At 44.1% G+C, this 14,397-nt stretch carries 14 protein-coding genes; 10 read left to right on the top strand and 4 right to left on the bottom strand.

The window, feature by feature from the left end:
• Positions 1–40 precede the first annotated feature (40 nt).
• From QFZ80_RS19820 to QFZ80_RS19810, 3 genes are read right to left on the bottom strand one after another with little or no spacing between them, the layout of a single operon-like run.
• Positions 41–1,222, bottom strand: coding sequence for a Ger(x)C family spore germination protein (locus QFZ80_RS19820; protein ID WP_307554927.1), 1,182 nt, complete (start codon positions 1,220–1,222; stop codon positions 41–43).
• A complete protein-coding gene (locus QFZ80_RS19815) occupies positions 1,212–2,321 on the bottom strand; it encodes a GerAB/ArcD/ProY family transporter (RefSeq protein ID WP_307554929.1) in 1,110 nt (369 codons plus the stop codon). Before QFZ80_RS19815 ends, QFZ80_RS19820 begins: the two co-directional genes overlap by 11 nt.
• The gene (locus QFZ80_RS19810; RefSeq protein WP_307554932.1) at positions 2,318–3,886 is read right to left on the bottom strand and encodes a spore germination protein; all 1,569 of its coding nucleotides are present in this window, start codon (positions 3,884–3,886) and stop codon (positions 2,318–2,320) included. Before QFZ80_RS19810 ends, QFZ80_RS19815 begins: the two co-directional genes overlap by 4 nt.
• A 348-nt stretch (positions 3,887–4,234) precedes the next feature.
• Here QFZ80_RS19810 and QFZ80_RS19805 point away from each other — a divergent pair, with 348 nt between their 5' ends.
• The 3 genes from QFZ80_RS19805 (at position 4,235) to holA (ending at position 7,225) form a co-directional block, all read left to right on the top strand.
• On the top strand, positions 4,235–4,783 hold the full coding sequence (locus QFZ80_RS19805; protein ID WP_056838612.1) for an RNA polymerase sigma factor: 549 nt from the start codon (positions 4,235–4,237) through the stop codon (positions 4,781–4,783).
• Complete coding sequence (locus tag QFZ80_RS19800; RefSeq protein WP_307560617.1) at positions 4,780–5,991, top strand: zf-HC2 domain-containing protein; 1,212 nt, start codon at positions 4,780–4,782, stop codon at positions 5,989–5,991. Before QFZ80_RS19805 ends, QFZ80_RS19800 begins: the two co-directional genes overlap by 4 nt.
• Before the next feature lie 214 nt (positions 5,992–6,205).
• Positions 6,206–7,225, top strand: a complete 1,020-nt coding sequence (gene holA, locus QFZ80_RS19795) for a DNA polymerase III subunit delta (RefSeq protein ID WP_307554935.1) — start codon at positions 6,206–6,208, stop codon at positions 7,223–7,225.
• 75 nt (positions 7,226–7,300) lie between these two features.
• Here the strand turns inward: holA and rpsT are convergent, their stop codons facing one another.
• Complete coding sequence (gene rpsT / locus QFZ80_RS19790; RefSeq protein ID WP_307554937.1) at positions 7,301–7,552, bottom strand: 30S ribosomal protein S20; 252 nt, start codon at positions 7,550–7,552, stop codon at positions 7,301–7,303.
• 195 nt (positions 7,553–7,747) lie between these two features.
• Between rpsT and gpr the strand changes: the two genes are divergently transcribed.
• The 7 genes from gpr (at position 7,748) to lepA (ending at position 14,372) form a co-directional block, all read left to right on the top strand.
• A complete protein-coding gene (gpr, locus tag QFZ80_RS19785) occupies positions 7,748–8,746 on the top strand; it encodes a GPR endopeptidase (protein ID WP_307554939.1) in 999 nt (332 codons plus the stop codon).
• A gap of 134 nt (positions 8,747–8,880) precedes the next feature.
• Complete coding sequence (locus tag QFZ80_RS19780; protein ID WP_052228179.1) at positions 8,881–9,354, top strand: nucleotide-binding protein; 474 nt, start codon at positions 8,881–8,883, stop codon at positions 9,352–9,354.
• Positions 9,351–10,328 (top strand): TIR domain-containing protein, encoded by a 978-nt coding sequence (locus QFZ80_RS19775; RefSeq protein WP_307560615.1) that lies wholly within the window; start codon positions 9,351–9,353, stop codon positions 10,326–10,328. Before QFZ80_RS19780 ends, QFZ80_RS19775 begins: the two co-directional genes overlap by 4 nt.
• On the top strand, positions 10,300–10,467 hold the full coding sequence (locus QFZ80_RS19770) for a hypothetical protein (RefSeq protein WP_307444445.1): 168 nt from the start codon (positions 10,300–10,302) through the stop codon (positions 10,465–10,467). Before QFZ80_RS19775 ends, QFZ80_RS19770 begins: the two co-directional genes overlap by 29 nt.
• Before the next feature lie 250 nt (positions 10,468–10,717).
• Positions 10,718–11,950, top strand: coding sequence for a stage II sporulation protein P (gene spoIIP, locus QFZ80_RS19765; protein WP_307560613.1), 1,233 nt, complete (start codon positions 10,718–10,720; stop codon positions 11,948–11,950).
• Between the two features lie 137 nt (positions 11,951–12,087).
• Positions 12,088–12,483, top strand: a complete 396-nt coding sequence (locus QFZ80_RS19760; RefSeq protein ID WP_307554946.1) for a DUF3679 domain-containing protein — start codon at positions 12,088–12,090, stop codon at positions 12,481–12,483.
• Between the two features lie 74 nt (positions 12,484–12,557).
• Positions 12,558–14,372: a translation elongation factor 4 gene (lepA, locus tag QFZ80_RS19755; RefSeq protein ID WP_307554948.1), complete on the top strand. Its 1,815-nt coding sequence runs from the start codon at positions 12,558–12,560 to the stop codon at positions 14,370–14,372.
• Positions 14,373–14,397: the final 25 nt, after the last annotated feature.

Below are 14,397 nucleotides of genomic sequence, written 5' to 3'. Positions count from 1 at the left end.
TGAAGGCATTCTTCCAATGAAAGAAAACCACATACTTGCATTACTCCTTTGTCGTTTGGATGATATTACCGATCCGCCGAATAATTACCTCTGTACGCACGTTAATCTCAGATTGAGTGAATAAATGTAACCCTTCTTCCCAATCTTCGGCTATCGGTTTCCAGATTTTATAATGATTTTGAAATAGATAGGCACCCAGTCCCAATGCATCCTTTTTATAAGTCTGTTGTAGTTTTTTAATTGTTTTGTGGGTATTGGATTGGATACTATCCTCTATACTTTTCTCCAATGTTTGAATTGCCTCTGAATCGGTAGGATCATAACCAGCAATAGATTTATCAAGAGTGCCCTCTGTTACGAGGTTTATGTTGAACTGGAACTTTGTCGGACTTAGCTGATGCATCGAAATTTTACTTTTCGCTCGTTCCACTTGAAAGCCAATGCTGTGACCCTTAACCTTAGCATCGATGGTACCACCTTTTACTTTTTCAGTAATGAAGTTCAACCCTTGCGTTTCTTCGCCTGTCAAGAATCCGATCATTTTTTTGGATCGTCCATCGAATATGGCACTTCCGGTCAATGTGATCCCTTCATCTTCCATGTGGATGGTTTGAATAGCAAAACTTTCATGCTTGACCAAATATTCATGGACATCACCGATTCGTGATTGGGGCAACATGTAATTAGTTTTTCGATCGTTTTTGGCAATGGAGGTAATATAATCTATGGGTGTTGTTTCATTATTTGCTTGTATATCCAAAATATCCGCAGCTTTTCCTTCAGTGATTAATATTTGTACGCCTCGTCTCATTTCACTATTTCGCAGAAAAAAATCTAACACATTGGCAAACCTAGTATCGTCTTTAGCCACCTCACTGGAAATGACAATGATTTTAAGATGTTCGAAATAAGGTGAACGACTCGTCCTGGTTGCCATTTTTGCGCTAATGGCAGGCATGGAATTTTCAGATGTTGATAAATTAAAATAAGCTTTACCGGGACTGCCAGTTCCACTTTGTCCCTGACTGCTCTTTTTCAAGCCACTAGGTACGACAATCTGATAAGTACCCTTGTATCTGTGTTTCGAGCTATTTTCGTTATAATCGATGGCAACGCCTACTACAAACCCACGTTGATCAATTTCTATACGATCCCAGCAGCCTGTTAAGAGAAAGATGATGCAGCCAAGACTTAACCAACAGGTCCAACATTTAAAAAGCATCACTTTTTACTCCTCGAACCTTAGCAGCGAGATGTATGAGGATGGGAAACAAAAGACCCACAACTAGTCCAACATAACTAATGAGACTGCTCAAAATACCGAAATCAGTCAAGTTTCTTGGGAACATGCACAGTAAATAAATGAGAGGACTTAAAATGAATACCCATGTTTTTTTCTTCGTTTTGGTAAATATGGACATAAGCAGATAGATGGCACAGTCATAGGCCATGAAAGTCGTGGTGAAGACAGCCATCGTCCAGATTGTAAAAAAGATAGATTCAAACCGTTCAAAGAATGCGCCTGGAATTTGCATTTCTTTGGCAAGCTCAACGACGGGATAAGTAATTTGTTCAAGCGCGAATTGTGAAAACACACCAATACATGCAAGGTAGAATGCTGTATAAAGTACAATAGGAATAGCTACCCCGATGACAACCGCTTTTGGGGCATCCTTGGGGCGATTCATTAGGGTAATGTAAATTAAGATGACTTCGAAACCAAGGAGTGAGAAAGCGCTGGTTTGTATTCCTTTCGCCATGCTTTTCCAATCCGAGATCAGAAACGGTTTTAGTTCGTCTACGTTAAACATGCCCATGCTAAAAGTAAGTACGACTAATGAGATGAAGATAACAATGGGCAGAAATAAAATATTAAGTCGAATAAGACCGACACGGCTGCCAGAAACGGCATATACGACAACCAGTAAGAACGATAGGGAGATAGCTTCAACAGGAGTACGCTGAAAAAGATATTGTTTGGAAATATTAGCAATAGCCCTAACTTCATAAGCGCTATAGCAGATAAAGTAAAGGGTGAGAGAAATGATTGCAATGATGGCAATAGGCTTCGTGACGGCTGCTGAGGCATAAGCAAAATAACCTTGTTTGCTAAAATGAATCGCAATTTTGGCTAGAATCCAGGCTGAGCCGATCGCGAGAAGACCAGCCAAAAGCATGGATACCCACCCGTCAGAAGATTTTATTGTTTTGGCTAGTTCCCTCGGCAGAAAGAGTATACCAACGCCAATAATCATGGATGTAATCGTGATGACTATATCCATGAAACCGATCTCGCTATCTCCATATTCAAAAGATTTCATCTTCTGTTTCTCCTTCCTTTCATTCTCTGATCATTTTTAGTTTGCATTATGTTTGGCCGCTTTGTCACGAATAGCAGGGGGGATCTTAAAATGAGATCTTTCCAGTCCCGTATTAAAAGTGGTGCAAAAGGGGTGGAGTATGGAATGCCAAAGCTCTTTAGGTTCACTAGGTGGATATTGATCATGATGTAGCCTAAGATGATGCCATATAAGCCTAGAAAAGCAGCGGCCAACATTATGCTGAATCGCATGACGCGCAGTGAGATAGCAAACGAATAAGAAGGCAATGAGAAGGAAGAGATGGCTGTGACGGCTACAACGATGACCATAACGGGATTTACTATACCGGCAGCAACAGCAGATTCTCCAATAACCAAACCACCGACGATTCCAATGGTTTGGCCGATTGGTTTGGGTAATCGGAGTCCTGCTTCCCTGAGAAGCTCAAGCGTAAATTCCATGGCGAAGGCTTCGACGACCGCGGGGAAAGGCACGCCTTCCCGAGCTCCAGCGATGGAGAAAGCCAACTTAGAAGGAATCATCCCATGATGGAATTCGAGCAAAGCAATATAAATAGCTGGCAAAAAGGTAGCAATGAAAGCTGATATTAATCGGAGTACCCGAGTCAACGTCGAGATGAGCCAATGCTGATAGTAATCTTCGGGTGATTGCAAGCTCGAAGCGAATGTAATTGGCAATATGAGGACGAAGGGGTCTCCATCTACCAGAATGGCAACTCGACCTTGGAGAAGTGCTCCAGATACGCGATCAGGTCGTTCTGTATTCATAATGAGTGGAAATGGACTAAGGAAGCTATCTGTTATCCATTGCTCCAAGTAACCGGAACCTTCGATATCATCTATGTCTATGCTCTTGATTCTGCGAGTAACTTCTTTAACAAGATCCGGATGCACAATGTCAGCGATATAAGTGACGACCACTTCACGTCTACTTCTTTGCCCGATTTGATAGGTGTCAAAAACAAGGTTGGTTTCTTTAATTCTTCTTCTAAGCAAAGCGGTGTTCGTACGTATGTCTTCTGTAAAACCTGCTCTTGGTCCCCGAATGATCGATTCTGTTTGTGGTTCTTCAATCGAACGGGTTTTCCAACCGCAGCTGGAAATGATGATACATTGTGCGAGATTGTTTATTAGAAGGAGCGTATCGCCTGATAGAATGGCCATTAAAGCGTCATCCAAAAGTTCGACCGTATTCAATTCATAAGCCGTTAGAATTTGCTGCTTCAAAATGTTTAATAAATCCGAAGATGAGGAAACAGGACGATCGAAGGAATGGAGCATCGGGCTTAGTAATTGCTCATTAATCATAGCTATGTCGACCAAACCATCAATGCTGACTAAAGCACACGGATATTGCTCTTTACTGATTGTAAACTGTCTAATGAGTAGATCGCTTGGATGGTGTAGGATCGTCTGAATGGTAGCCAAATTTTCTTGCAATGACGATGATAACGGTTTACTGGAATCTGAAGTTGAAGTTGAAGTGTTTGTCTGGTTGTGAACCTGAGGGGTTAGGTTCCTTCTGCCAAATAATTGTTTGAACATGATGCATTCCTCCACTTTCGAATAGCTCATCTGTAATATTTACCACTTCGGTTAGAATTAATCGGTTATGGTAATTTCTTAGGCGGTACTATCCAAACATAGTACTATCCCTTCTTATAAAAAAGCTTACAATGGAGAGTAATTTGAATGATGAGAGAGAGGGGAGAGCGGTTTGTGAGGCGGAGTTGAAACTAATCGGTCTGGTATACGTCAAATAACAAGTATATTTATTTCAGGAAGTTTGATATTCTGGTAGTTGCAAGACTGCCTTCATTTTTTTATTCTAAAAGAGGTGCAACCTTATGAGACGCTGCTGCGTCTGTAAGATTGCAAGAGGGAGGGATCCCAGTGGTAGCACCCGAACTGGTAAGATCTGCACAAGCCGGTGATCGTGATGCTCTCATTACCCTATTGCGAGAAATTGAGTCTCACGTTTATCGAACCGCTTATTATATTTTGAATAATGAACAGGATGCCCTCGATGCTTCACAGGAGGCACTCCTTCGGATTTATACAAAAATTAATTCCTATGAAGAAAAAGCGCTCTTCAAGACGTGGGTACAGCGGATTGTAACGAACATCTGCATCGATAAATTTCGCAAAGCGAAACCAACGGTTTCGATTGATGAGCACGATATGACCTTTACAGCAGAGCATAATGTTGAACAGGAAATGTTAATTGGCTATTTAGCCAAAGATATTAGAGAAGCAATCGAAAAGCTTCCCGAACACCATCGATCTGTTGTTGTTCTCCGTTATTTGCAGGACTTTTCGTATCATGAAATTGCAGAATCTCTCAACCTACCGTTAAACACGGTAAAGTCTTACTTATTTCGAGCTAGACAGCAATTACAGTCGCTGCTCCAAGAATATCAGAAAGGAGGTGTTCGGGGATGAATTGTCAAGAGGTGATGGAATTTATGCAAAGACAGCTGGATGGGGATTTAGATGCAAAAGAGGAAGATGAGCTTCATGCTCACCTGATGCATTGTTTGGACTGTGCACAGATGTTTGAACGTTTACAAAGATTGTCCGATGAACTGACCCAGTTACCAAAGGTCATTCCTCCATACAGTTTAGTCGATGCTATCATGCCGCAGCTAGCTGATATAGATAGACATGCCGCGGCGTCCATTACCGACAAGGTGGCTGCTTTCGGCACCAATGCTAGCCAGACAGCTTCTGTGCAGCCTCCCAAACTCCCTTGGACACGCCGTTTAGGATCACAGTTCTCCTGGAAATTCGCAGGTGGTGTCGTTGCCGCAGGTCTCATCCTTGGTTTCTTCGCATTCAACTTGAAGTATCCAATACTGGATCAAGCAGATGGTTTGCTGCAGCCAAAGGCTGTATCTGAGAAGCGGAGTGCCGGACAAATGCAAAGCACAGCCGCCTCCGATTCAACCGCCGCACAAGATGCTGTCAAGAAGAAAGCTGCAGACGGTGCAGACGCGAAGCAGGTGGCACCTAATGCTCCGGCCGCTGAGTCATTCGGGCAAGAGAAAGTAGTGCCGGAATCAACAACGGGAAATGGGCTATTGGGGCCGCAAGCTACAACAGATGCGAAGCTGGAGAAGCCACAAACACTGAGTTCATCTGGGACCACGAAAGGTACGGATGGTTTGCGCCAGGCACCTTCTACTTCAGAGCCTGAACGTCTGAAAGTCCAAGGTTCCGCTGGGACGAATGAGAAGAAGGAATCGGACCCTGAATCGACGAATCCGCCAGCAGGCAGTGAAACTTCAAATAAGCTGCCTGAAGATCAGAAGGTATTGAAAACTACGGAACCAACACCTACGCCAGCTGCTAAGCAGGGTGGAGAAACGAGTGATGTCGGAGGCATATATTCTTTGACAGCACCTAGTGCGAATCCGTTGAAATCAACAACGGGCGTTCTTGAAGCTGTAGTTGAAGAGCAGCATGTCGTGATCCGAAACAGCTCTACCAAAGAAGTTGTTTTTGCGTCCAAGCAAGTTTGGAAGTCTGGTGATCTTATCACGCTAGTAGAATGGTCTAAGGACGACAAATTATTTTATCAAGTTCAAAGCGAAGGCTCGCTTCACACGTTTCTCATTGATTTAAATGAGAAAGAGGAAGTAGCTAAGTAAATTTGTGATACGAATGCACCAATGTGACGGTTCTGGCGTATGCTGTAGGATAAGGAAGCGGCAATGCTTTGGTGGTTTGTCCACACGGTATAAGGTTTCTAGAGCCTTGAACCGGTGTTTAAATAGACAAACAAAGGGATTACTTCAAGGTCTTCGGGCTTTGACGTAATCCCTTTGTTGTTGGTAAAATGTAAGCAAGGAGTGAACATTAGCTATGGACGCAAAGAGAGCATTGAAAGATATACAAGCAGGGCGCCCTGCACCGGTTTATTTGTGCTACGGTCCTGAGAAATATAAGATGAGGGAGTTTATTCAGGTATTAACGGATTTACTCATTGAGCCCGAGCACAAAGAGTTTGCAGTCAGTAAATTTGATTTAAGTGAGATTAGTCTCTCGGCGGTGCTGGAGGATGCGGAGACCCTTCCCTTTATGGTTCCGAAGAAGCTGGTCATCGCGAAGAATGCGCTATTTTTCACTGGGGCGAAGGAAAGTTCAAAGATTGAACATCACTTGGATCGTTTGACGGATTATTTGAAATCTCCAGCGGAACATACGGTCGTGGTGTTTACGGTAGATGCAGATAAATTGGACGAGCGTAAGAAGATTGTGAAAGCCCTCAAGGACCTTGAAGCGGCAGTTCCCTTCCTATCCCTGAGTCCAGATGAATTGCAGCAATGGGTGGCCAAACAAGCCCAGCAGCTGGGTTTTACGTTCACGGGGGAAGCTGCCGACCAACTGATCTTATACACCGGCGGGAATTTGCAATCCTTATCCGCAGAAATTGAGAAGATTTCTTTATATGTTGGAGTCGGTGCGGAAGCATCGGTTGATGTTATCGATCAATTGGTGGCCCGCAGTACAGAACAGAACGTCTTCATTCTTATAGAGGACATTGTAAATGTAAGGCTGGAACGCGCCTTCGTTATTCTCGAGGAGCTGCTGAAGCAGCGTGAGGAGCCGATCAAAATCGCGGCGCTCATTGCAAGACAGTTCCGTATCATGCTGCAGGTGAAAGAGCTAAGTAAACAGGGCTATTCCCAACAGCAAATGGCTTCACAGATCGGTTTGCATCCTTTCGCCGTGAAGGTGGCTGAAGGACAAGCGCGCAAATACGATATTGAGAAGCTAAGCAGGATCATGTCGCAGCTTGCGGATCTCGATTTCCAAATGAAAACAGGGAAAATCGATAAAGTATTGGGTTTGGAGTTGTTTCTTCTTAGGCTTGCTGCCTAGGAGGAAGGCCTTTCGAATAGTAAAAAGTCCAGCTCTCTGTGAAGAGAACTGGACTTTTGCTTTATGTCTGTTTTATTACGCTTGGGCCGTAAGAGCGTTCAGCCTTTTAGCCAGACGGGACTTCTTGCGGTTAGCGGCATTTTTATGGATTAAACCTTTAGAAGCTGCTTTGTCTAATTTCTTAGAAGCGATAATAAGAGCTTCTGGGCTTACAGCTGTTTCGAAAGCTTTCACAGCAGTACGCAGAGCGGACTTTTGGGAAGCGTTACGAAGACGGCGCTTTTCGCTAACTTTTACTCGTTTAATAGCGGATTTAATGTTTGGCATGAAATTCACCTCCTACTTACAAAACACGTTCAACGTTACATTTGTATGTTTGCTGACAACTTTAAGTATTCTACCATGCACTAATTGAAAATGCAAGAGCTGTCAATAGGTTTTCAGTGGTCTCCTTTTTTGCATAAGCGGTTGTAAATCGTAGCACAATAAGGGATGCAATGCACCTGAGAAAGGGGAACTTCAATGGACTTAGGCTCTTTTACAACACATACGGATCTTGCGCTAGATGCAAGGGATATGGCTCATGCAGCCAATCAGGGGCAACCGATACCTGGCATTGAACAGGAGTCGACACGTGAAAACGGGATACGGGTTACCAAGATCAATGTTCTGAACGAAGAAGGCTCCAAAGCGCTTGGTAAGCTTCTCGGTCATTATATAACGATAGAAGTGCCAGCTCTTCGGGAGAAAGACAGCCAATTACAGGACCGGGTCGCCACGAAATTAGCTCAAGAGTTTGAACAGTTTTTGCGAGAAATCGGCATCCCCAAGAACGCAAAAGCGCTGATTATCGGTCTAGGCAACTCTAATGTGACACCCGATGCTCTCGGCCCTCTAGTTGTGAATAACGTGATGGTCACACGTCATTACTTTGAACTAGTTCCAGAGGACGTTAGTCCAGGGTATCGGGCGGTTAGCGCGGTAGCGCCAGGGGTGCTCGGGACAACGGGGATTGAGAGCAGTGACATCGTTCAGGGGATTGTCGATATGTCCAAACCTGATTTCATTATTGCTATTGATGCGCTGGCTTCCAGGTCCCTAGACCGGGTCAATACGACCATTCAAATCGCGGATACAGGCATTCATCCCGGTTCAGGCATCGGAAATAAACGCAAAGGGTTGACCAAAGAAAACCTTGGCATTCCCGTGGTTGCGATTGGAGTCCCGACTGTTGTCTATGCCTCAACGATAGTCAATAACGCTTTCGACCTGATGCAAAGGCACTTTAGCGAGCAGACGCGCAATACAGGACAGATTCTAGGACTTCTGGACGGGATGCAGGAGGAAGAGCGCCTAATGCTTGTCAAAGAGGTCCTGAACCCCGTAGGACACGATTTGCTTGTTACACCGAAGGAGATCGACCAGTTTATTGAAGACATCGCCAATATTATTGCTAGCGGCTTAAATGCTGCCTTACACGATGCCGTGAGTGTTGATAATGTAGCGGCCTATACACACTAAATGATTTTAAGAACTGGGTCCCCTAGATGGAGGGATACAGTTCTTTCTTTTTGTCCATTTTCACGTAATTTGGAAGGAATAAGGAGGGGAGCGTCGAATAAGGGACGATCAACCTAAATGAGGACGTGGTTCTGTTGAGCAGCGCACATAAAGCGAAGCTATTCATAGGGTCATCTGCTGAAAGTGTTGAAGTCGCAGAGGCTTTGCAGTCTAATCTCCATTTTTCATTTGATGTAACGGTTTGGAGTCAATTGCTATTCCCTCCTTCACATACAACCTTGGCTCCACTTATTAAGCAGGCGAAGTCTAGTGATTTTGCTATCTTTGTCTTCCAACCTAACGATTTAACACTTTTGAGAGATTCATTGGTTAGCACAGTACGTGACAATGTTATTTTGGAACTGGGTTTATTTATTGGACAAATAGGTCTAGAGCGAACCTACTTTCTTATTCCGGAAAAAGAAAAATTACATATAGCCTCCGATTTAATCGGCCTAACACCACTTACCTATGATGCGAATCATTCCTCTGGGCTAATGGCCGGCCTAGGACCGGCAACTTTCGTTGTGAAGCAAATGCTCAAAGAGTTAGGGCTGAGAGAGAAATGAAACCAAAGATATTTATCGGCTGCTCCCCCGCAAGTTCGCTGTGGGCTGAATTCTATCAAGCGCAGTTGTCATCTTCATCCGAGGTTACGGTGATTAATCAGGGTGTGCTTACGGCGTCCAATCATAAATTGAAAATGCTAAAAAAGCATATCGAAGAGACGGACTTTGCCCTTCTGATTATCACGCATGCGGATTGTCATGATCCCTTGGTTTACGGGAATATACTCGTATTGATAGGACTTTGTATCGGAGAATTAGGCCACAGCCGCACGTTCATTGTGATGTCTAAGAACTGTGAACTGCCTGAGTATCTGGAGGGTTACAACCCACTGCGAATCGATGATCAGCAGGCCATTTCGGGAATCGCGGAGCTAGCAGGTCCTCACCTCTACCCGATTAAACATAGTATCGGTGTTCATAAGAATCGGTTTAAGCTATCCGATATGAAGAAGAACGATGCTATACGCAGTTTTTTGTTCGACGCTTTGGATTCGCTGAGTGTGTCCAGTGTAGATTATGACCGCGTATTGGATAAATTCCATAAGACATTTGATACCAATTGTGGTATAATTGAGCTTCAAGAAGTGACAGCGGCAACGCTCTTTGAGCTTCTCGAAGATGGTGTCACCTTGCAGCAATTTGGCCGTGCCGGTCAGGTTAGCAACAACCACAGCTTCAACGTGAACGACCCTACTAGCTATCTAGCTGAATGCTACCGGGGCAAGGATACGAACATCTACCTGGGGCAAGCCAAGGATAAAGAAGATGGCGAGTTTGAATACATTTACTGCATTAAGCTGCATCCGACCATTGTTTCATCCATACATTTCAAGACAAGGACGGATATTCCCGCGCGCAATCATCATCAAGTCATGATGGAGTTATCGGAAAGAAATGCGAAGCTCGTGTCTTCACTCAAATCCATTGTGAAAGGAAGGATTATTTATGCTGAAGCACATGAAGAAAGTTCGTAACCGACCAACCACAGACAATAAACATAAACCGAGTGACAAGACGCTGCTCAAATTATATAACGGACCTACTGTTCTGAATAAAACAAGTGGGGTAACTATTGTGGCCAAAGGGTCATTTGATTTCGAATCCCTCGCTTAGTAGTAATAAGATAAACCAAAGAACCCCGTAAGGGGTTCTTTTTTTGCGTACTCATGAGGCTGCAGGTGATTTTGAAGAAAACAAGCCTTAACTGCAGTTCCCATGTTTGAATCGACAGAAGAACCTGAGCTGTGTCTCAGGTTTATTTGCGCTTCTGTTTCTCTCTATCAGAAAAATTCTAGTGTTTCGGGTTCTATCGAAGGAGCTCGTTTCATAGATTGAAGTAAGATAGATTAGGAGGAATCAAACTATGAAATGGACATCAGCTACATTGAATCTCAGCCATGTTCGGAAAACGTTTCAGAGCGCAAGTTCCGTCGGAAAAACATTTTTTATACTCAGCTTCGGCACCTTTGCTTTATTTGTTCTTATTGGCGTAGGAGGCTTCTTGCAGAATAGAGTCATGACTACTTCGCCTGTATCATCTATGAAGAGCTTAGCTGCTTCCGTCACAAATCAATTTTTTATCGATATGCTGGGCATGGAAGTGCCTCATCTACATAAAGATCAGAAGAAATTTACATTTTCTCAGCATAATGTGTTTCAATTTGCCTTCCAGTTCTTGACGGATATCAATCCGAACGACCCTAAAAGTCTTGTCGCCAGTGAAGTGCCAGGGATGGATGCCAATAAGACGACGGTATTGGTAAGAGGGAGTGCATCAAATCCCAGTGATCCTATTGATTACGGCCCCCCAAGCTCCCTTGATTTGGAGGCAGAGGCGAAGAATCCTCAGCCATCTCCATCACCAGAACCCTCGCCTGTGGGTGGTGCCGCCCCGATTACAAACGCAACGGGGCAACCGCCAAGAACTGCGGGGGATAATATAGCTTTCATTTATCAAACGCATAGTAATGAGTCTTTTTTGCCGGAGTTAAAAGGTGTTACGGATCCTGACAAGGCTTATAGCGATAAGGTGAATATCATTTCCGTAGGTCAAAGATTAGCTCAAAATTTGGAGAAGGACGGCATTGGTGCCGTACATTCCAAGACGGTCTACCCGAGTACTGTCAAAAATTTCGAATATCCATATTCCTACAAATATTCCTTGAAAACTTTGCAGGAAGCAGCTGTTGCACATCCGGATTTGCAATATTATTTCGATATTCATCGGGATTCCGCTGCACGCAATAAAACGACCGCAACCTTTGATGGGAAAGATTATGCTCAGGTATACTTCATCATCGGCGGTAAAAATCCGAATTGGAAAAAGAATGAGGAATTCGCCAACAAGATTCATCAAGTGTTAGAGGCCAAGCATCCCGGCATATCCAAAGGAATTCACGCGAAAGAAGCCAGTGAAGGCAACGGTTTATATAATCAGAGCTTTTCGCCTAATAATATATTGATTGAAGTCGGTGGTCCGTACAATTCCCTCGAAGAGTGCTATCGAACAACAGATTGGTTGGCAGAGGCTATTTCAGAGGTGATTTTGAACGCGAAGAAGGTTGATGCACCGGCTGTTACCCCTAAGCAATCGTAGAAGCTAATTTGAAGCTAATTTTTGCTTAAGTAAAACTCTAAGCATATGCTTTCGAAGCCAGTTTTGCTAAAGCAAAACTCTAAGGATACGCTTTCGAAGCTAGTTTTGCTAAAGCAAAACTCTAAGGAGGATTCAAAATGAGGCTGAGGCACTTTTATATCAAAGTAGGCATGTTTGGACTCTTGCTGTTGTTCTGTATTTTATTCGGAGTCAGCTTGGCGTCGAGCGGGATGGAACGCATACAGGGGCCTCAGCCTTCCTCTAAAGCCGCACAGGAGGCTGCTGTCAAAACGCCACCTGGGAAAGTGACCACGGTTAAAGCGTCACCAACTGGGGCGGCCAAAGGAGATGCAGCAGCGAAAGCTAAGACTGCGGCGAAACCAGAGGCTGAAAAGAAGTCGGAACCGATTGCTGATCACGACAATTCGTTGAATCATGTCGGCAATAAATTAGGGGACTTTTTACAGATTGCTTCGCATCACGGCATTAAGTTATTCGTGTCCTTATTTGATGCCGTCTTAGGGAAAGGTTAAGGGGTACATTGCTGCAACTTCCCACAACTGCTATAATGAAAATTATTTGCATGTAGTGGGGGTTAGTCTTTAGCATGACGGACATTCGAGAAAGACAACAAAGAATTCGCAACTTTTCAATTATCGCTCATATCGATCATGGCAAGTCAACGCTTGCAGACCGCATTCTGGAATATACGGGCGCGTTATCGTCGCGTGAGATGCAGGAGCAAGTGCTGGACCAGATGGATTTGGAGCGGGAACGTGGAATTACGATTAAACTTCAGGCGGTTAGATTGGCTTATCGTGCTGACAATGGCGTCGATTATATTCTAAATTTAATTGATACACCGGGACATGTAGACTTTACATACGAGGTTTCCCGAAGCCTTGCTGCTTGTGAAGGCGCTCTGCTGGTTGTAGACGCTGCACAAGGTATCGAAGCGCAAACACTTGCCAACGTGTACCTGGCATTAGAAAATAATTTAGAAATTTTACCTGTCATCAATAAAATCGATCTACCTAGTGCTGATCCTGATAAAGTGAAACAGGAAATCGAGGACGTTATCGGACTAGATGCCAGCGAGGCTGTTCATGCTTCCGCAAAAGCCGGTATTGGGATTAAAGAGATTATCGAACAAATTTGTGAGAAAGTCCCGGCTCCGCAAGGAAATCCGGACAATCCGCTGAAAGCATTGATCTTCGATTCCCATTACGATAGCTACAAAGGTGTTATTGTTTATGTGCGCGTTGTCGATGGTTCTATCAAAGCGGGCTCCAAAATCAAAATGATGGCGACGAACAAGGTGTTTGAAGTCATTGAAGTCGGGGCTTTCAAACCGAGAATGGCATCCGTTCCTTCTCTTGAGGTTGGAGATGTAGGATTCGTTGTAGCCGGTATCAAAAATGTAGGGGATACACGAGTCGGGGACACGGTTACAGAAGCGGATCGCCCGGCGCCAGAAGCGCTGCCAGGCTATCGCCGAATCAACCCGATGGTGTTCTGCGGACTGTATCCGATCGAAACAACGGATTATAACGATCTGCGTGAAGCTTTGCAGAAGCTGGAGCTGAATGATGCTTCTCTACGTTTTGAACCAGAAACATCTACAGCTTTAGGTTTTGGCTTCCGCTGCGGTTTCTTGGGTCTGCTGCACATGGAAATTATTCAGGAGCGGATTGAACGCGAGTTTAATATTCCGCTGATAACGACGGCGCCAAGCGTTATATACCGCATTACATTAACGAATGGCGATGTGATGGAAATCGATAATCCATCGAACTATCCAGATCCACAGCGAATTGACTTCGTTGAAGAGCCTTATGTCAAAGCATCGGTTATTGTTCCGAATGATTACGTAGGAACAATTATGGAGCTGTGCCAAGGCAAACGCGGTGAATATATGAACATGGAATACCTGGATACCAATCGTGTGACATTAACGTACGAAATTCCGTTATCCGAGATCGTATATGATTTCTTCGATATGTTGAAGTCAAGAACAAAGGGCTATGCTTCATTTGACTATGAAGTGTCTGGCTACAAGAAATCGAATCTCGTGAAAATGGACATTCTTTTGAATGCCGAGCAAGTGGATGCGCTATCCTTCATCGTTCACCGTGATACCGCGTATCATCGTGGCAAAATCATTTGTGATAAGCTGAAGGAACTGATTCCGCGGCAAATGTTTGAAGTGCCGATTCAAGCGGCGATTGGACAGAAGATCGTAGCACGTGAGACGGTTAAAGCGATGCGTAAAAACGTACTCGCCAAATGTTACGGCGGTGACATCTCAAGGAAACGTAAGCTCCTTGATAAGCAAAAAGAAGGTAAGAAACGCATGAAGCAAGTCGGCAGCGTAGAAGTGCCGCAAGAAGCGTTCATGGCTGTTCTTAAAATCGACGAATAGTTTGAAATGAATGAGAAGCTGGGGT

Source organism: Paenibacillus sp. V4I7, from assembly GCF_030817275.1.
Taxonomy (GTDB): Bacteria; Bacillota; Bacilli; order Paenibacillales; family NBRC-103111; genus Paenibacillus_E.
Note: the sequence above shows the minus strand (reverse complement) of the source record. Positions and strands in the feature narration are given on the sequence as shown.